The organism is Streptomyces sp. NPDC048297 (assembly GCF_043201585.1).
In the GTDB taxonomy this organism is placed as follows: domain Bacteria; phylum Actinomycetota; class Actinomycetes; order Streptomycetales; family Streptomycetaceae; genus Streptomyces.
In genome coordinates this window covers 14664-32975 of record NZ_JBICZA010000043.1, presented here as the reverse complement: position 1 = coordinate 32975, position 18312 = coordinate 14664, and the positions used below count along the sequence as shown (strand labels likewise).

Annotated in this window: 15 protein-coding genes and 1 pseudogene; 5 read left to right on the top strand and 11 right to left on the bottom strand. The window is 70.3% G+C overall.

What is annotated here, in order from left to right; all coding sequences use genetic code 11:
- The first annotated feature begins 295 nt into the window (after positions 1-295).
- Together ACGFYV_RS33170 and pntB are read left to right on the top strand one after the other, a co-directional pair.
- Positions 296-1858 (top strand): Re/Si-specific NAD(P)(+) transhydrogenase subunit alpha, encoded by a 1563-nt coding sequence (locus tag ACGFYV_RS33170; protein ID WP_393882231.1) that lies wholly within the window; start codon positions 296-298, stop codon positions 1856-1858.
- A gap of 6 nt (positions 1859-1864) precedes the next feature.
- On the top strand, positions 1865-3328 hold the full coding sequence (gene pntB / locus ACGFYV_RS33165; protein WP_393882230.1) for a Re/Si-specific NAD(P)(+) transhydrogenase subunit beta: 1464 nt from the start codon (positions 1865-1867) through the stop codon (positions 3326-3328).
- Between the two features lie 95 nt (positions 3329-3423).
- Here the strand turns inward: pntB and frc are convergent.
- Together frc and ACGFYV_RS33155 are read right to left on the bottom strand one after the other, a co-directional pair.
- Positions 3424-4681: pseudogene (gene frc / locus ACGFYV_RS33160) on the bottom strand (formyl-CoA transferase).
- 50 nt (positions 4682-4731) lie between these two features.
- Positions 4732-6216 carry a thiamine pyrophosphate-dependent enzyme gene (locus tag ACGFYV_RS33155; protein WP_393882229.1) on the bottom strand — a complete coding sequence of 495 codons (1485 nt, stop codon included), beginning with the start codon at positions 6214-6216 and terminating at the stop codon, positions 4732-4734.
- 122 nt (positions 6217-6338) lie between these two features.
- Between ACGFYV_RS33155 and ACGFYV_RS33150 the strand changes: the two genes are divergently transcribed.
- Positions 6339-6857 carry a PAS domain-containing protein gene (locus ACGFYV_RS33150; RefSeq protein ID WP_393882228.1) on the top strand — a complete coding sequence of 173 codons (519 nt, stop codon included), beginning with the start codon at positions 6339-6341 and terminating at the stop codon, positions 6855-6857.
- A 46-nt stretch (positions 6858-6903) separates the two neighbouring features.
- Here ACGFYV_RS33150 and ACGFYV_RS33145 read toward each other — a convergent pair whose 3' ends face one another.
- The 7 genes from ACGFYV_RS33145 to ACGFYV_RS33115 form a co-directional block, all read right to left on the bottom strand.
- Positions 6904-7266, bottom strand: a complete 363-nt coding sequence (locus ACGFYV_RS33145; RefSeq protein ID WP_393882227.1) for a hypothetical protein — start codon at positions 7264-7266, stop codon at positions 6904-6906.
- Positions 7267-7580: 314 nt separating this feature from the next.
- Positions 7581-7901, bottom strand: a complete 321-nt coding sequence (locus ACGFYV_RS33140) for a hypothetical protein (protein WP_393882226.1) — start codon at positions 7899-7901, stop codon at positions 7581-7583.
- A gap of 214 nt (positions 7902-8115) precedes the next feature.
- The gene (locus ACGFYV_RS33135; RefSeq protein ID WP_393882225.1) at positions 8116-9324 is read right to left on the bottom strand and encodes a sensor histidine kinase; all 1209 of its coding nucleotides are present in this window, start codon (positions 9322-9324) and stop codon (positions 8116-8118) included.
- 61 nt (positions 9325-9385) lie between these two features.
- The gene (locus ACGFYV_RS33130; RefSeq protein WP_393882224.1) at positions 9386-11116 is read right to left on the bottom strand and encodes a cation acetate symporter; all 1731 of its coding nucleotides are present in this window, start codon (positions 11114-11116) and stop codon (positions 9386-9388) included.
- Between the two features lie 196 nt (positions 11117-11312).
- Positions 11313-14060, bottom strand: coding sequence for an alkaline phosphatase family protein (locus tag ACGFYV_RS33125; RefSeq protein WP_393882223.1), 2748 nt, complete (start codon positions 14058-14060; stop codon positions 11313-11315).
- A 3-nt stretch (positions 14061-14063) separates the two neighbouring features.
- Positions 14064-15431 carry an ABC transporter permease gene (locus ACGFYV_RS33120; RefSeq protein ID WP_393882222.1) on the bottom strand — a complete coding sequence of 456 codons (1368 nt, stop codon included), beginning with the start codon at positions 15429-15431 and terminating at the stop codon, positions 14064-14066.
- A complete protein-coding gene (locus ACGFYV_RS33115) occupies positions 15428-16369 on the bottom strand; it encodes an ABC transporter ATP-binding protein (protein ID WP_393882221.1) in 942 nt (313 codons plus the stop codon). Before ACGFYV_RS33115 ends, ACGFYV_RS33120 begins: the two co-directional genes overlap by 4 nt.
- A gap of 296 nt (positions 16370-16665) precedes the next feature.
- On the opposite strand from ACGFYV_RS33115, the gene ACGFYV_RS33110 reads away from it, so the two are divergent.
- Positions 16666-16821: a DUF6131 family protein gene (locus ACGFYV_RS33110; protein WP_393882220.1), complete on the top strand. Its 156-nt coding sequence runs from the start codon at positions 16666-16668 to the stop codon at positions 16819-16821.
- A 104-nt stretch (positions 16822-16925) separates the two neighbouring features.
- Here ACGFYV_RS33110 and ACGFYV_RS33105 read toward each other — a convergent pair whose 3' ends face one another.
- Positions 16926-17315 (bottom strand): VOC family protein, encoded by a 390-nt coding sequence (locus ACGFYV_RS33105; RefSeq protein WP_393882219.1) that lies wholly within the window; start codon positions 17313-17315, stop codon positions 16926-16928.
- Positions 17312-17605: an ArsR/SmtB family transcription factor gene (locus ACGFYV_RS33100; protein ID WP_393882218.1), complete on the bottom strand. Its 294-nt coding sequence runs from the start codon at positions 17603-17605 to the stop codon at positions 17312-17314. Before ACGFYV_RS33100 ends, ACGFYV_RS33105 begins: the two co-directional genes overlap by 4 nt.
- 132 nt (positions 17606-17737) lie before the next feature.
- On the opposite strand from ACGFYV_RS33100, the gene ACGFYV_RS33095 reads away from it, so the two are divergent.
- Positions 17738-18301, top strand: a complete 564-nt coding sequence (locus ACGFYV_RS33095; protein ID WP_393882217.1) for a DinB family protein — start codon at positions 17738-17740, stop codon at positions 18299-18301.
- The last annotated feature ends 11 nt before the right edge of the window (positions 18302-18312 follow it).

The window sequence follows — 18312 nt, the reverse complement described above, 5'->3', positions numbered from 1 at the left end:
CCTCATCTCCCCTGTACCGGGGGAGGTGGGGCGGTGTGGCGTGCGGAGCCCAGGCGGGGCGGTGTGATGTGCGGAGCCCGGGTGGGGCGGCGTGGTGTGCGGGAGCCCGTGGGGTCGATTTCGACCGAGCATTGCATACAGCATTCGATCCTCATTGTCCTCGTCCGACCGAGGGTCTTCGCGGTGACCGGCGGACAGACCGGTCTGGTCACGTTGGCCCGCATCCGCCCGGCGGGTAGGTTGCAGCGATCGCAGAATCGCCCTCGAACGCTCACTCGGACGAGAGATACAGGACATGTCTGCTCATGAATCCGCATATCATCCTCCCCAGCGACTCGGTGTGGTCGCCGAGTCCGTCCCCGGGGAGACCCGCGTCGCGGCGACCCCCGCGACGGTGCGCCAGTTGCTGGGGCTCGGCTACGAGGTCGTGATCGAGCGCGGTGCCGGTGAGACCTCCGGCTTCGCCGACCAGGCCTACGTCGACGCCGGCGCGGAGATCGGCGAGGCGTGGGACGCGGATGTCGTGCTGAAGGTGAACGCTCCCTCCGGCCCGGAGACCGCCCGGCTGCGCCGGGGCGCGACCGTGCTCGGCCTGCTGGCCCCGGCCCAGCAGCCAGAGTTGCTCAAGACGCTCTCCGACGCCGGCGTGACCGCCCTCGCGCTGGACGCCGTACCGCGCATCTCGCGCGCGCAGTCGATGGACGTGCTGTCGTCCATGGCGAACATCGCCGGCTACCGCGCGGTCATCGAGGCCGCGCACGTCTTCGGACGGTTCTTCACCGGCCAGGTCACCGCGGCGGGCAAGGTGCCGCCCGCGAAGGTCCTCGTGGCCGGCGTGGGTGTGGCCGGCCTGGCGGCGATCGGCGCGTCCTCCAGTCTCGGCGCCATCGTGCGCGCCACCGACCCGCGGCCCGAGGTCGCGGACCAGGTGAAGTCGCTGGGCGGCGAGTACCTTCCGGTGGACGTCGTCCAGGAGGCGAGCACCGACGGCTACGCCAAGGCGACCTCCGCCGACTACGACCGCGCCGCCGCCGAGCTGTACCACCGGCAGGCCGAGGACGTGGACATCGTGATCACCACGGCGCTGATCCCCGGCCGGCCGGCGCCGCGCCTGCTGACGGCCGCGGACGTGGCCGTCATGAAGCCGGGCAGCGTCATCGTCGACATGGCCGCGACCCAGGGCGGCAACGTCGAGGGCACGGTCGCGGGCCGGGCGGTGGTCACCGACAACGGCGTGACCATCATCGGCTACACCGACCTCGCCTCCCGGCTGCCCGCACAGGCCTCCCAGCTGTTCGGCACGAACCTGGTGAACCTGCTCAAGCTGCTCACGCCCGGCAGGGACGGGCAGTTGACGATCGACTTCGACGACGTCGTGCAGCGGGCCGTGACCGTCGTACGGGACGGCGACGTCACCTGGCCGCCCCCGCCCGTATCGGTCTCGGCCGCGCCCGCCGCACGGCCCGCCGAAGCACCCGCCAGGCCCGAACCCGAGGCCGGACAGCCGAAGCTGACACCGGTGAGGCGCTTCGGGCTGATCGGGCTCGGCATGCTCGCGCTGTTCCTGCTGGTGGCCTTCGCGCCCGCGCAACTCGCCGAGAACTTCACGGTGTTCGCGCTCGCGGTGGTCATCGGCTACTACGTCATCGGCAAGGTGCACCACGCGCTGCACACACCGCTGATGTCGGTGACCAACGCGATCTCCGGGATCGTCGTGATCGGCGCCCTGCTGCAGATCGGGCACGAGAGCCCGCTCGTGACCGCCCTGTCCTTCGTGGCGATCCTGCTGACGAGCGTCAACATCTTCGGAGGTTTCGCCGTCACCCGCCGCATGCTGTCCATGTTCTCGAAAGGCTGAGCCGAGATGACCTCCCTGACGGCCTCTCACGCGGCCGACCTCGTCGCCGCCCTGCTGTTCATCCTGAGCCTGGCCGGCCTGTCCCAGCACCGCACCTCTCGCGCCGGTGTCGTCTACGGCATCGCGGGCATGGCCCTCGCGCTCGTCGCCACGATCGTGATGGCGGCGCAGAGCATCACCGCCGGCGCGGTGACCCTGATCGTGCTGGCCATGGTGCTCGGCGCGGCGATCGGCCTGTGGCGGGCGCGCCAGGTCGAGATGACGCAGATGCCCGAACTGATCGCGGTGCTGCACAGTTTCGTCGGCCTCGCCGCGGTGCTGGTGGGCTGGGACAGCTACCTGGAGGTGGAGTCGCACGGCTCGGCGCAGACCGCGATCGGCGCCGATCTGCTGGGCATCCACCACGCCGAGGTGTTCATCGGCATCTTCATCGGCGCGGTCACCTTCACCGGCTCGATCGTCGCGTTCCTGAAGCTGTCGGCGCGCGTCAAGTCGCGTCCGCTGATGCTGCCGGGCAAGAACGCGCTGAACCTCGGCGCGCTCGGCGCCTTCGTCGCGCTGACGGTCTGGTTCACCGTCAGCCCGAGCCTGCCGCTGATGATCGCGGTGACCGCGCTGGCGCTGGCCCTGGGCTGGCACCTGGTCGCCTCGATCGGCGGCGGCGACATGCCCGTCGTCGTCTCCATGCTGAACAGCTACTCGGGCTGGGCGGCGGCCGCGGCAGGCTTCCTGCTCGACAACAACCTGCTCATCGTCACCGGCGCGCTGGTCGGCTCCTCCGGTGCCTATCTGTCGTACATCATGTGCAAGGCGATGAACCGCTCCTTCATCTCCGTCATCGCGGGCGGTTTCGGCATCGAGGCGCCGGCCGGTGGCGAGGAGGAGCACGGCGAGCACCGCGAGGTGCGTGCCGCGGAGGCGGCCGAGATGCTCGCCGGCGCCCGTTCGGTGATCATCACCCCCGGCTACGGCATGGCCGTCGCGCAGGCCCAGCACCCGGTCGCGGAGCTGACCCGGCAGCTGCGCGAGCGGGGCGTGGAGGTCCGTTTCGGCGTCCACCCCGTCGCCGGGCGCCTGCCCGGACACATGAACGTCCTGCTGGCCGAGGCGAAGGTCCCGTACGACATCGTCCTGGAGATGGACGAGATCAACGACGACTTCGCGGACACCTCGGTCGTGCTGGTCATCGGCGCGAACGACACCGTCAACCCCGCCGCGCAGGAGGACCCGTCCAGTCCGATCGCCGGCATGCCCGTGCTGCGGGTCTGGGAGGCGGAGCAGGTCATCGTCTTCAAGCGCTCGATGGCCTCCGGCTACGCGGGCGTGCAGAACCCGCTGTTCTTCCGCGAGAACAGCAGCATGCTCTTCGGTGACGCCAAGCAGAGCGTGGAGGAGATCCTGCGCGCGCTCGCCGCCGACGGACGGCGTGAAGCGCCGCCGACCGCGCGTCAGGTGACGGTGGCGGGCTGAGCGTCCTGGTACGACAGAGCCGGCCCGGACGAGGTGTCCGGGCCGGCTCGTTCGTTCCTGGGATCATTCGTGCCTGGGATCATTCGTGCGGGGGATCAGACGACGACCTTCTTCTCGCGCATCCCGGCGATGGCACCGGCGTCGTAGCCCAGCTCGCTCAGGACCTCGTCGGTGTGCTCGCCGAGCAGCGGGGCGCCCTTGATGTCGGGCGTGAAGCGGGAGAACTTGATCGGGCTGCCGACCGTCAGATACGTCCCGCGGTCCTGCTGCTCGACCTCCACGACAGTCCCGCTCCGGCGCAGCGCCCCGTCCTCGGCAAGTTCCTTCATGCTCATCACGGGCGCGGGAGGGCACCTCCCACTTGCGCAGGATGTCGACCGCTTCGTACTTCGTCTTGTCGGCCAGCCACTTCTCGATCTCCTCGAAGATCTCGAAGAGCCGGGGCTGACGGGCCCTGGTGGTGCTGTAGTCCGGATCGTCGGCCCACTCGGGACGGCCGATGGCCTCGGCGGTCCGCTTCCAGTTCTGCTCCTGGACGGTGAAGTAGATGTACGCGTTGGGGTCGGTCTCCCAGCCCTTGCACCTCAGCACCCAGCCGGGCTGGCCACCACCGCCGGCGTTGCCCCCGCGCGGAACGGCTTCCCCGAACGTGCCGTCGGGGTACTGCGGGTACTCCTCCAGGTAGCCCACCCGGTCCAGGCGCTGCTGGTCACGGAGCTTGACCCGGGACAGGTTGAGCACGGCGTCCTGCATGGACACCGACACCTTCTGGCCCTTGCCGGTCCGGTCACGGTCGATCAGCGCCGTGAGCAGTCCGATGAGCAGGTGCATGCCGGTGTTGCTGTCCCCGAGGGCGGCGCCGCTGACGGTGGGCGGACCGTCCCAGAAGCCCGTCGTCGAGGCGGCGCCGCCGGCGCACTGGGCCACGTTCTCGTAAACCTTGAGGTCGTTCCAGGGCGAGTTCTCGTTGAAGCCCTTGACTGAGCCGAAGATCAGGCGCGGGTTCCACTCCTGGAGCGTCTCCCAGTCCAGGCCCATGCGGTCCATGGCGCCCGGCGCGAAGTTCTCGACCAGGATGTCGGCCCCGCGGATCAGCTTCTCCATGACCTCCCGGCCCCCGGGGGTCTTGGTGTCGATGGCCAGGGAGCGCTTGTTGCTGTTCAGCATGGTGAAGTACAGCGCGTCGACGTCGGGGATGTCGCGCAACTGCCGGCGCGTCACGTCGCCGCCGGCGGTGCGCTCGACCTTGAGCACGTCGGCGCCGAGCCAGGCGAGCATTTGCGTGCAGGCCGGTCCGGCCTGCACCCCGGTGAAGTCGATGACCTTCGTCCCGGAAAGGGGCAGCGCAGTCATGTTCCCGTCCTTGTCATGAATCGTCTCGATACGGAGATGGCCGTACGTGGTCAGTGCCTGGCCGTGATGCCCTTGGGGTTGAGGTGCGCGATCCGGCCGCTCTCCGTGCCGTCCGTCGGGTCGATCACGCAGTCGATGAGCGCGGGAGCACCGGCGGCCAGGGCCTCGCGCAGGGCGGCGGCGACCTCCGCGGGCGTCGTCGCCCGGTAGCCCTTGCCGCCGAACGCCTGGATCATGAGGTCGTGGCGGGCCTTGAGGACGGTGGGCGCCGGGTCGCCGCCGACGGCGGGGGCGTCACCGCGGTAGACGCCGCTGTTGTTGAGGACGACGGTGACGACGGGCAGGTGGTAGCGGCAGACCGCCTCGATCTCCATGCCGCTGAACCCGAACGCGCTGTCGCCCTCGATGGCGACGACCGGGTCGCCGGTCTCGACGGCGGCGGCGATCGCGTACCCCATGCCGATGCCCATGACCCCCAGGTGCCGCTGTCCAGCCGGTGGCGCGGCACCTGCATGCCGATGGTGCTGCGGGCCAGGTCCAGCGCGTTGGCGCCCTCGTTGACGACGTACGCGCGCGGGTTCTCCCGCAGCACGTCGCGGATGGCCCGCAGCGCGCCCAGGAACGTCATCGGATGCGCCGTCTCGGCGGCCTTCAGGCGGCCGGCCATCTTGGCGACGTTCTGCGCCGAGCGGGCGGCGAGTTCCTCGCGCCACCGCGCGGGTGCGGTGATCCGGCCCGGCTTGCCGCGCTCGACCAGTCGGACCGCCCTGATCCCGCCCGTCGCCGGCATGGCGTCCAGCCAGGTGTGCGGGACGACGCTCGCCCACGCGCCCGTGGCGACATGGGCGTACAGCGAGGCGACGGAGTCCGTCTCCACCTGGGGGGGTCGCACTCGCGCCGGCGCTGTCGAAGGCGCCGTCGATGAACTGCCTGAACCGCATGTCCGGTGAGAGCAGCGCAAGCGGCAACCGGGCCGCCTCCGCCCAGGTGACGGTGGAGCTCGGGGGGACGAGCCGATCGCCGGACGTCAGCAGCACGTACTGCTCCTGGTACAGCGGTACGACGTCCAGGCCATCGCGGTCCTCGGGCCCGAAGTGGGCGATGGCGGCGTCGAGTTCGAACGCGCGCAGCTGCCTGACCAACTCGGTGGAGGAGAGCCGGGAGCAGACCTTCACCCTGGCCAGCGGGTGCATCGCGCAGAACGCGGCCACCGGAAGCGCCGTCGTCGTCGACACGGTGGGCCCCGTCCCGAGCCGTGGTGTCCCGGTGATGCCGGACTGCATGACGGCCACCTCGGCCTTGAACGCGTCGTGCTCGGCGAGGATCCGCTTGGCCCGGACGACGAGCCGCTCGCCCTCCGGGGTCAGGCCCTCGAAGTTGTGCCCCCGGTTGATGAGGGTGACGTTCAACTCCCGTTCCAGCTTGGCGATCGCGATCGACAGGGCGGGCTGAGAGACGTAGCAGGCGTCGGCCGCCCGCGCGAAGTGCTTCTCCTTGGCCACCGCCACGAAGTACTCGAGCTGCCGGAACAGCATGGAGCGGCTCCTCTCACGCCTGGAACATTGTATGCAGTATTCCTTATTCACGTAGGGGCGCCATACTGGCGACGGTGCCGATCGACGACACGGCGCACCCCGCGACAGGAGGGAGAAACACCGTGGGCGACGACAACACGGCGTCCGGGAACGGAACTTCGCCGGCTCAGCCGGGTTCGGGTGGTACGCGCACCGGGGAGCCGGAACCCTGGCTGGCCCAGGCGCTCGTGCACGAGTCGCCCGAGGCCATCGTGGTGGCGGATCCGGAGGGGATCATCCTGGTCTGGAACAGCGGCGCGGAACGCATGTTCGGCCACAGCGCCACCGAGGCCGTGGGCGCCGGTCTCGACCTGATCATCCCGGAGAAGCTGCGGGAGCGGCACGGCAAGGGCTACCGGCAGACGGCCGCCACCGGCCGGACCCGATACGGCGACAAGCTCCTCGCCGTTCCCGCCACCCACCGGGACGGCCACCGTCCGTCGATCGAGTTCACGGTGGCACTCCTGCACGACGAGAGCGGCCGGCTCGCCGGAATCTCCGCGATCATGCGCGAGGTGACGGAGCGACGCGACACGGAGAAGGCACTGCGCATGAGGCTCGCGGAACTCGAACGACGCCTCCCGCAGACCTCACCGGCGTGACGGCACCCCTGCCGGGCAGGCCCCGCTGGGCGAATTCCAGGGGGCCTTACGCCTCACGCGGAACCTCGGTGAACTCGCGCTCGTTGCGTTCCGCCCGGCGGACGTACCACCACCCGATGCCCACCAGGACCGGATACGGCGCAAAGCCCAACGCCAGCCATACGACGAGCGGGACGCCGCCCCCCGGATCGGCCGGCGCCATCACCCGCAGGACCACGGGCAGCAGACCGAGCAGGACGGTGAGCAGAGCGGACGCGCAGAGGCCGAGCCTCGCCTGCCTGCGCAACAGCGGCGCAACGGCCGGGGATTCACCACCGGCGTCTGCGGCGCCGCTCTCCGGCGCGGCACCCTGCGAACCGGGCAGGTAACCACCGCTTCGGTTCTCACCGGGCCCGCCGGTGACCACCACTCTGCGAGGGACGGAACCGCCACCCATCTCGCACCCCCAGAGCCCCGACGACCACCCTGCGAAGCCGAGTTTACGCGGCAAGGGGACGACGAGTCATGCGGTGGGCACAAGTCGGCATATGCGCGATCAAGGAGTGTGCGCGCAGCGAAGACGGCTGCCCGTCGCGGGAGGCCTGGCTCCCAGGGGTGGCGACAGAGCAGCCGTGTCTCAACGGGGCGGGGGGACGCGCCCCTTGGGACGTCACGGCCGGGGGGAGGTGAGGTGTGGCCCGGACCGCGCTTCACCCAGGTTCACGGTCGGGGCCGGGGAACGGTTCAGCGGGTGCGCGGACTTTTCCCGCGGCCCTGATCCCGCGCATGCCGGAGTTGGCCGCCGGCGCTCTCCCGGACGTCCTTGTGGGCTATCTCCAGTTCCACGTAGGACTCTTCGGCCTTGCGGAAGGCGATCTCCAGCGCGGCCGACGCGCGAGGGCCCGCATGGTGCGAGGACCACTGGCGGACCTCGTAGAGGACATCCGCCCAGCGCCCTGCGGCGCTCTTGATCCGCATCAGGGTCTCGGCGAGTTCGTGCACCGTGTTCGGAGCGCCGGGGGGCAGTTTGCCGAGTTCTTCCAGCAGCTCCTCGATCTCGGACATGGACTCCCCTCCGGGCCGCCGGGCAAGGAGGCCTGCCGCTCACGATAGGGCGCACCCGGCACTCGTCGTCCGTCCGTCGGCCGCCGAATCCGTGAACGGTCGCGGTTGATCGCCGGACGGTCACCGACGCCCGACGAACGGCACCGGGCGGACCACGCCACGCCTCACTTCACCCCATCTCACCTCGTCCCACTTCCCCCCACCCCACCTCACCTCACCGGCTCGGCGGTGCCGACTGAACGCCCGCGCGGAACTTGGGGATGCGCACGGTGACCTTCATGCCCGCTCCCACGGCGGTCTCGATGACGAGGCCGTAGGCGTCTCCGTACACCTGGCGCAGCCTGACGTTGACGTTGCTGAGCCCGATACCCGTCGCCAGGCCGCCGGCCCCCTTGAGGATCTCGCGCAGTCGCTCGGGTTCCATGCCGACGCCGTTGTCCTCGATGCTCACGAGCGCGTCGGGACCGTCGTCCTGCGCGACGATGGTGATCGTGCTGCGCTCCATGCTCTCTTCCAGGCCGTGTTTGAGAGCGTTCTCCACCAGCGGCTGGAGGCAGAGGAACGGCAGGGTCACGGAGAGCACCTCGGGTGCGATCCGCAGGTTCACCTCCAGGCGGTCACCGAAGCGGGCACGGGCCAGCTCCAGGTACTGCTCGATGGAGCGCAGTTCGTCGGCGAGCGTGGTGAAGTCGCCGTGCTTGCGGAAGCTGTACCGAGTGAAGTCGGCGAATTCCAGGAGCAGTTCACGGGCCCGGTCGGGGTCGGTGCGGACGAACGAGGCGATGCTGGCGAGGGAGTTGTAGATGAAGTGCGGGGAGATCTGTGCCCGTAGTGCCCGGATCTCCGCCTCGATGACGCCGGAGCGTGCCCGCTCCAGGTCGACCAGCTCCAGCTGCACACCGACCCAGCGGGCGACCTCGTCGACGGCCCGGGACAGGACGGCGGACTCCTGCGGGCCGAACGCCGCGAGTGCCCCGGCTCCGCGGCCGTCGACCACGAGCGGGGTGACGACGCCCCAGCGCACGGGGCAATCGGGCTGGTCGCAGGAGACCTTGACGGTGCGGGGCTGCCGTTTGGTGACCACCTCGGGTATCAGTCGCCGCACCTCGTCGCCGTGGTGGGCGCCGGGCCCCTCCCAGGCGAGCACCCCCTCCTCGTCCGTGAGGATCATGGACGCGTCGCCCAGCAGAGGCCTCAGTCGCCGTGCCGCCTTGCGGGCGGTGTCGGCGGTGAGGCCCGCCCGCAGGGGAGGTGCGGCAAGGGACGCGGTGTGCAGGGTGTGGAACGTGGCGCGCTCGACCGGAGTACCGAGGCCGGGCGGTCCGCTGTGCCCGCGGCGCGCGGCCAGGTAGCCCGCCCCCGCCCCGACGGCGAGCAGCAGCGGGCCGCCGACCGTGATCGCCACGGTGGCCAGAGAACTCATGGGCGGGGCTCCTCAACCGACTGCTGGAGGGGGCGGGGGAAGGGGGTTCTGCGCATCCTGTTCACGGGAGCGACGGCCGTGGGCCGCTGGTCTCGGGCAGGTGCAGCCTGGCCATGACCGCGGCCGTACTGGGAGGGATGCGGTGCCGGGTGGCGAGGGAGACCACGATCATCGTGGTGAAGCCCACGGGTACGGACCAGACCGCGGGCCAGGCGAAGAGGGCGTGCAGCAGACCGGAGCGCGGTGCGCCGCCCATCGTCGCGGCGACCGCGACCAACGCGGATCCCCCACCCACCAGCAGACCGGCGGCCGCCCCCGGTGGTGTCAGGCCGCGCCACCAGATCCCGAGCACGAGGAGCGGGCAGAAGGACGAGGCGGAGACGGCGAAGGCCAGTCCGACGGCACCGGCGGCCGACAGGTCGGGCACCGCGAAGGTGGCGGCGACCGGCACCGCGACCGCCAGGAGGGTGGCGAGCCGGAAGTGCCGCACGCCGAGGGTGGGGAGCACGTCCTGCGCCAGCACGCCGGCGACCGACAAGGTGAGGCCGGACGTGGTGGAGAGGAAGGCGGCGAAGGCTCCGGCGGCGACGAGCGCGCCGAGCAGGTCACCGGTGATGCCACCGATCAGCCGCTGGGGCAGCAGCAGGACCGCCGCGTCCGTGTCGCCGGAGAGCACGAGATCGGGGGCGTACAGGCGGCCGAGTGCGCCGTAGACGGGCATGAGGAGGTAGAAGGCGCTCAGGAGACCGAGGACGATGACCGTGGTGCGGCGGGCGGCGCGGCCGTCCGGGTTGGTGTAGAAGCGCACGACGACGTGCGGCAGCCCCATCGTGCCGAGGAACGTGGCCAGGATCAGGCCGTAGGTCGCGTACAGGCTGTGCTGGTCGCGGTCCGCCGACACGGGATTGGCCCAGCTGGAGCGGTCCGGACCGGCCTGGCTTCCGGCGGCCGTGCGGGGCACGCGTGCCCCTTCGGGGAAGCGCACCGAGGCGCCGGCCGCGATCTCGTGGGGGCCCTTGGCGAGCAGCAGCGGGGCGCGGTCGAGGCGTTTCCCGTCGACCGTGCCCTTCACGGTGACCCGGACCGGCTGGTCCACGGCGATGCGCTGGGCCGCGTCGAAGTCGACGACGGTCGCCCGATGGAACGTGGGCGGACCGTCCCAGGACGGCCTCGGTGCGTGGTCGTTCCCCCAGGCGCCGAGCAGGAACACCGCGGGCAGCAGCAGCGCGGTGAGTTTCAGCCAGTACTGGAATGCCTGGACGAACGTGATGCTGCGCATGCCCCCGGCGGCCACCGCCGTCGTCACCACCGCGGCAACCAGCAGGCCGCCGAACCACTGGGGTGCCCCGGTGACCAGGCGGAGCGTCAGCCCCGCGCCGCGCAGCTGCGGAAGCAGGTAGAGCCAGCCGATTCCGACGACGAACACGGAGGCGATACGGCGTACCGTCCGGGACTCCGTCCGGGCTTCGGCGAAGTCGGGCAGGGTGTAGGCGCCGGAGCGGCGCAGCGGGGCGGCCACGAAGATCAGCAGCACCAGGTACCCGGCCGTGTAGCCGATGGGGAACCACAGCATGTCGACGCCCTGAGCGAGCACGAGGCCGGCGACGCCGAGAAACGAGGCGGCCGACAGGTACTCGCCGCTGATCGCATAGGCGTTCAGTCGTGGCGGGACGCTGCGGGAGGCGACGTAGAAGTCGGACGTGGTGCGTGAGATGCGCAGTCCGAGTGCTCCGACAAGCAGTGTCGCCAGCACGATGAGCGACACTGCGGCTGTTGCGTAGGTCTGGTTCAACCGGCCCCTCAAGTCCCGCACGTCGCTGTTGTCCTGATCACATGTGGCCGTGAGTGTACGCAGCGAACGCGCAACGGAACAGGTGCGGCGACCGGTTCCGCCCACGAGGGCAGACGCCCACGGAGGTCGTGGCACGAAAGGGCCCATGGCCGGCGGGCATGCCGACCATGGGCCCCTGCGGGGTGACCGGTTCGGGTCAGCCGTCGTTGTCCGCGGACGGGATGTAGGCGCCCGGGACGTCGTCCGGCGCGAACAGCTTGTCGTCACCGGGGTACGGCTTGGTCCAGTTGTGCGCCTCGTACCAGGTGAAGCGGTTCATCTGCTCGGGGTTCGCGAAGTCGGGGACGGCGTGGGTGCCGGTCAGCCGCTGGTGCGACTTCCACTGGTCCCACTTCTTCGCGAGCGCCTGCCTGGCCGCCGGCACCTTGGCCGACGGCACCGCCGCCGCGCCGGGGTTCTGCGGCGCGGGAGTGTCCGTGCCACAGGCGGGCGGGGTCTTCAGGCCGTCGGTCAGCGAGGTCCGGTTGGGCAGCGCCGAGAACGGCGTGAGGTCCCTGTGCCGGGTGAAGGCCCCGCGCATCGGGGTGGCCGCGCTGTCCTTCTGGTTCATCGGGTGGATCCCGAGGATCTGCTCGATGGTGCGGATCATCGTGATCTGCGAGTAGTAGTGGCTGTCGACGGTGCCGTGCTTGGCCCAGGGGCTGATGACCTGGACGGGGGCGCGGTGGCCGTCGACGTGGTCGAGACCGTTCTGGGAGTCGTCCTCGACGACGAAGATCGCCGAGTCCTTCCAGTACGGGCTGTGCGAGATCTCGTCGACCATCCTGCCGACCGCGAGGTCGTTGTCCGCGACCTGGGCGGGCGCGCTCGCCGGACCGCCGGTGTGGTCGTTGGAGAACCAGAACATGTTCAGGTTCGCCGGACCGTTCTTCTCGAACTCCTGCTTCCAGACCTCGTACTTGTAGACGTCCGGGACGTCGAGGTCGAACAGCGGGAAGCCGGGCACCGACACCTTGTTCAGGGACGGGATCGCGGAGCCCGTCTGGATGGGATAGGCGCTCCGCTGTCCGGTCGCGGCCATGTTCTTGGCGTCGCAGTACAGGTTCTGCCAGTTCGCGCCGGCCGGCTTGCTCTCGAAGTTCTGGAACTCGCCGTAGTCCTTGACGCTCTTCCCGGCGGCCTGCGCGCCCGTCCAGATGAACCCGGACTTCTGGTGGCCGAGGACGTCGTCCTCGGTGTCGTAACTGCGCGTGTACTCACCGGCGGAGGACTCGGTGTACTCCGGGTTGTCGGACTGCATCAGCCAGTTGTGGCCCTCGGCCGAGTTCGTGCCGACGTCGTAGAAGTTGTCGTACAGCCCGAACTGCTGGGCGAGCGCGTGCTGGTTGGGCGTCACGTTCTCGCCGAACTGCGTGAGCGACGGGTCGCCGTTGCCCTGCGGGAGGTCGCCGAAGACCTGGTCGTAGGTCCGGTTCTCCTTGACGAGGAGGAAGACGTGCTTGATCGTCGAGGGGTCGCCGAGCCGCACCGGAACGGGGACGGGCTTCGCGTTGCCCTTGCCCCTGGTGACCGAGCCGCCGGTCCAGCCGTTCTGCTTGAAGACCTTGCCGGTCTGGGAGCGGATGACCCCGTCGGCCGGCAGCGTGAACTGCGTCAGGCTCGACGTCGTGTCGTGAGTGCCGTGCCCGGCGGGGTTGTTGGGGCGCAGGGCGTCGATGCCGCGGGTGTTGGAGACGACCACCTTGCCGCCCACGGTGGTGATCTCCGAGGGGAAGTAGTCCGTCGGGAGCAGACCGATGTAACTGGCCGGCTGCTGCGCGGAGGTGTAGCGGTACACGGCGACCGCGTTGGCGCGGCCGAGCGTCACCAGCAGGTGGCCGTCGTCGGTGAGGGTCACCGCGTCGGGCTCGTAGCCGACCTTGGCCTCCGGCCACGGCTGGGTGGCGATGGTCTGTACGACCTTGTCCTTGCTGGTGTCGATGACCGACACGTTGTTGTCGGCGGTGTTGGTGACGAACACCGCGCCCTTACTGGCGTACACCGCGGTGGGGTGCAGACCGACGTCGATGCTGCCGACGGCGGCGGACGGGTCCGCGAGGTCGATGACGCTGACGGTACCGGTGGTGCTGGCGCCGGTGTCCGGGTCGGCCGGCACCTTGGTGCCGTAGGAGTTGATCGTGGTGTCGCCGGGCCTGGCCGGACGGCCGCCCTCGTTGCTGACGTACAGCTTGCCGCCGGCCAGGGCGATGCCGCGGGGGGCGTTGCCCACGGCCCAGCTCTGCTTGAGGGCGCCGGTCGCCGCGTCGATGGCGACCACCCGGTTCTGGCCGTTGACCGCGCCGTACACGGTGGAGCCGTCGGCCGAGAACACCGCGGCACCCACGAGCGCGTGCTTGGTGCCGTCGACCGGGACCGAAACGGCCATGGGGTTGGCGAGGGTGCCGTCCGGGTTCACGGTGAACTTGGTGTAGCCGTCGGCCTGGCCCAGCCACAGCTGCTTGCCGTCGGGCGAGTACGTGGGGCCTTCCTGGCCGACCGCGGCGCTCTTGATGCGCAGTTCGTCCTTCGCGTTGGTGCCGACGCGCTGCTTCACCTGACCGGTCGTCAGATCCATGATGACCAGAGCGGCGTCCCCGTCGGTCACCGAGGCGGCGAGGTGTACGCCGTCCGGGCTGACCGCCGACGACATGATCTTGCCGTTGTTGATGACGGTGCGGTCACCGTACGGGGCGATGTACTGGTCGGCGGAGACGACCTGGCCGTCGTCGGTGACCTGGCCGACCTGGTCGTAGCCGAACTGGTGCGTCTGGGCGACAGCGGTGCCCGTGACGGCGAGAGTGACGGCTATGCCCGTCGCCACCAGCAAGCTGCGGCGACCGACGCGTCTGCCGAAGAGGCTGACCTCCGCCTTGTCGCTGATCCGGCGCTGCCGAGTGACCTGCATGGATTATCCCTTCGAGGTGGTGTCGAGCAGCTCGACGTTGCCGTCGAACTGCCACAGCGGGTTCGGTGCGTCCCCTGCCGGGGTCCGCACCAGGAAGTAGCCGTTCACTTCCTTCGGTCCGTCGCCGTCGGCGACGTACCGCCCGTCGGAACCGACATCGAGCTGATAGACGGCCGTCCCCGCGGTCGCGACCGCGGGGAGGTGCCAGGTGACGACGCAACGCCAGTCGTTGCCCGCCCCCTGGGCGGCAGCGCGGCCGTCGCTCTTGGTGCACGCCGCCGTGGCCCGCAACTGCGCCTCGGTGACGGCGGGACGGTGGAGCTGCCGGGTCTGCATGCGGTAGAGGTGCGCGAATTCCGTGGCCAGGGACCGCTCGACCTTGTCCTGCCGGATCCCGGAGCCCATGGACGGGGTCGCCACGGCGACGGCCCCGACGGTGACGGCGGTCAGCGCGGCCAGCGGAAGGACGCCGAGGGTGAACGCGCGGCGCCCGGAGCCGTCGTAGGCCAGGTTGGTGAAGTCGCGCCGGAGGAAGAGGAGATACGCCAGCGCTGTCGCGAGGACGGCCCACACCAGGCTGACCGCGATGCCGATCAGCAGCGGGGCGAGCTGGGCCGGGCTGGTGAACAGCCCGTTCCAGGAGATGAAGGCGTAGCCGGGCAGGGCGAGCCGCACGGCGACGGGCAGCGGCAGCATCTGGGCCACCTGCATCGCGAGCGCGACGATCGGGGGCAGCAGCAGGCCCATCGGGGACCGGCCCAGCACGACCGACCCGAGCAGTCCGATCGCGGCGAGCGCCAGGGTCGGAGCGAGGGCGCAGCCCCAGGCGAGCAGGGTCCGGACGGCGGCGTCCGACGGTGACAGCAGGTGCCCGTCGAGGCCGACCAGCGGCTCGTTGCCGACCGCCAGGAGCCCGCCGGCCGTGCTGGAGCAGGCCAGCCCTGCCACGGGCAGCAGGATGACGGTGAGGCTGGCCAGGGCCTTGGCCACGAAGATCCGCCGGGGCGAGCGGACCGCCACGAGCAGGTGGCGCCACGTGCCGAGCCGGTCCTCCGAGGCGAACACGTCGCCGGCGACGACCGAGGTCAGCAGCGGGAGCGCCCAGGTGCCCGCGAAGCCGAGCATCACCAGCGGTCCGGCCCACCCGGTGGCGTGCATCCAGCGGCCGAAGAGGGTGTCGGCGGGGAGCGTGCTCTGCGTGCTCACCCCGGCGACGAAGAGCGCCGGCGCGACCCAGCAGGCGAGCACCAGCAGGCGGACCGGCCATTGCGCGACCAGCTTGACCAGTTCGAACCGGTAGGCGTGCCACACCGGGACACCGCGGGTGACTCCAGTACTGACAACGCTGTCTTCGGTGACGGTCGCGGTCATCGATCAGCCTCCTGCTGCTCGGTGAGGGCGAGGAACGCGGCCTCCAACGGCGATACGACAGGCGCGAGTTCGCGCACGGCGATGCCCGACCGCACGAGGCTCACCACCAGTTCGTCGAGGGCGGGCACCAGCGCGCGCACCACGACCACCTCGTCGTCCTGCCGTGTCCCGGCGTTCTCGACGACCCGGATCCCGGCCGCTTCCGCGGCGAGCCGGCGCGCGGCCCGGGGATCGGAGGTGCGTACCCGGTAGTCGAGTTCACAGTTCTCGGCGGCCAGCTTGTTCAGCGGCCCGGAGAACACGACCCGTCCGGTGGCGAGGATGGTCACGTCCGAGCACAGCGCCTCGAGGTCGTCCATGCGGTGGCTCGACAGCACGACACCGGTTCCGTCCGCCGCGAGCCGTGTGAGGACACCGTGCACGTGTCTTTTCCCGGCCGGGTCGAGGCCGTTGGACGGTTCGTCGAGCACGAGCAGCCGGGGCCTGGTGAGCAGTGCGGCACCGAGCCCGAGCCGCTGGCGCATGCCCAGGGAGAAGCCGCGGACCCGCTCGTCGGCGACATCGGTGAGCCCGACCTGGTGAAGCACGTCGTCGATCCCCGCCGACCGTGCGTCGCCGCCGCGCAGAGCGGCCAGCGCGGCGAGGTTCTGCCTGGCCGTGAGCCAGGGGTAGAGGCCGGGCCCGTCCACGAACCCGGCGACACCGTCGGGAGCGGCGAGCGCCCGGCCCACCGGCGTTCCCAGGATGTCGAGGCTTCCGCTGCCGGCCACGGCCAGTCCCAGCAGGAGTCCGAGCAACGTCGTCTTGCCGGCACCGTTGGGTCCGACCAGGCCATGGATCTGACCTTGGTGCACATCCAGGTCGATCCCGTCGAGGGCGACGACGCCGCCGAAGCACTTGGTGATCCCGCGAGCCCGGACGGCGAGAGGTTTCTCCATGAGTCCCTTCTTTCGAAGTCCTCAGGGAGGCTAAAGACGGCACACAGCGCTCACACGGACTCCGGGCTGAACGCTGATGAAACGGATCGTCAAAGCATCGGCAAGTCCTGCGTCAGAAGTAGCGGTCGCTGAACGGGAGTTGGGCATACCGGGGCAGACGCCCGGCAGGGGGACGCCAAGGCTCGCTCGGTGTCACCACGGTTCACCGTCCGCTGTCGGGACGCGGGCCGACTGCGCCACGCCGACCCGGGTACTCGAACGCCGAAGGCAGGGGGCGACGAAAGCAGGAGGTCACAGTGATCATCCTCGGAATCATCTTGCTACTCATCGGACTGCTGACCGGAATCGGCATCCTGTGGACCATCGGAATCATCCTGGTGGTCGTCGGCATCGTCCTGTGGGTTCTGGGCCTGGCGGGTCACGCCGTCGGGGGCCGCCGCCACTACTGGTGACGCGGCACACCCGGCCCCCGCAGGTCCCGCAAGTCCTGCCAGTCCCGCAAGTCCCGCAAGTACGCGGGCATGCTCCCCATACCGACGTGCAACTGGCCCGTCGTCTACGTGTGCTGGGCGATCTGGATCAGATTGCCGCAGGTGTCGTCCAGGACGGCCGTGATGACCGGGCCCATCTCCACCGGCTCCTGCGTGAACCGCACACCGAGAGCGCGCAGCCGGTCGAACTCGGCGCGCACGTCGTCCACGGCGAAGGAGGTGACCGGGATGCCGTCCGCGGCCAGCGCCGCCTGATACGGCTTGGCGGCCGGGTGCCCGCCGGCGGGCTCCAGCAGCAGTTCCGTACCGTCCGGCTGCTCCGGCGAGACCACGGTCAGCCACTTGTGCTCGCCGAGCGGCACGTCGGACTTCTTCACGAAGCCCAGGACGTCCGTGTAGAAGCGCAGGGCCTTGTCCTGATCGTCGACGAAGACGCTGGCAAGGTTGATCCTCATGGGGTGCTCTCCGGCACGTCGGGCCTGAGCCATCGGGTCGTGATGCGCTCAAGCGGTTCGGTGTTCAGGTCATGGAACTTGTAGCGACCCTCGCGTCGGGTCCGGACCAGGTCCGCGGCTTCGAGTACGGCGAGATGCTGGCTGACCGCCTGCCGGGACATCCCCAGACCGTGCTTGGTCGCCAGGCGCCCGCAGATTTCGAACAGGGTCTGGCCACCGCGTTCCGTCAGCTCGTCGAGGATGCGCCGTCGCGTGGGGTCGGCCAGCGCCTTGAACACATCGTCCGCCACGACCACACCATAGGCAAGCAACGACTTGCCTGACAATGCGGTGCCGGCGCAGCGCCCGGCGCGGGCATGCCGCACGGGAACCGCCGTGGAAACGAGAAACCCGGTGGCGCGCCTGGGCCGTCACGCACGACCATGCAGCACATGAGTGACCAACCCGCGCGATGGACCCAGGCAACAGTCTTCCCCGACATGTGGGCCGATCCGGACGACGACCCCCGCGAAGGACCGAGTCCGGACGGTGAGTTCGCGACCCTGCAGGACTACCTGAAGAACTACCGCATCACCCTGCTGATGAAGTGCGAGGGCCTGGACGCGGAGCAGCTCGCACGCCGGTCGGTCCCGCCGTCGACGATGTCGCTCCTCGGCCTGCTGCGGCATCTCGCCGAGGTGGAACGGGACTGGCGCAACTGGATCACCGACGGCGACCCGCTGCCGAAGCTGTACGGCAAGCGTGACGCGGACTTCGACCAGGCGGTCGCCGACCGGGCCGTGGTCGACGCCGCGTACCGCGACCTGGAGCGTGAGCAGGCCGCGACCGACGCCGCGCTCGCCGGACACGACGACCTGGGCGAGCGCCTGGGGAGGGAAGGCATCGCGGTGCGGGAGCTGCTGGTGCACCGGGTCGAGGAGTACGCCCGCCACTGCGGGCATGCCGACCTGTTGCGCGAGTGCGTCGACGGACGGGTGGGCCAGTGACGCGGGCCGTT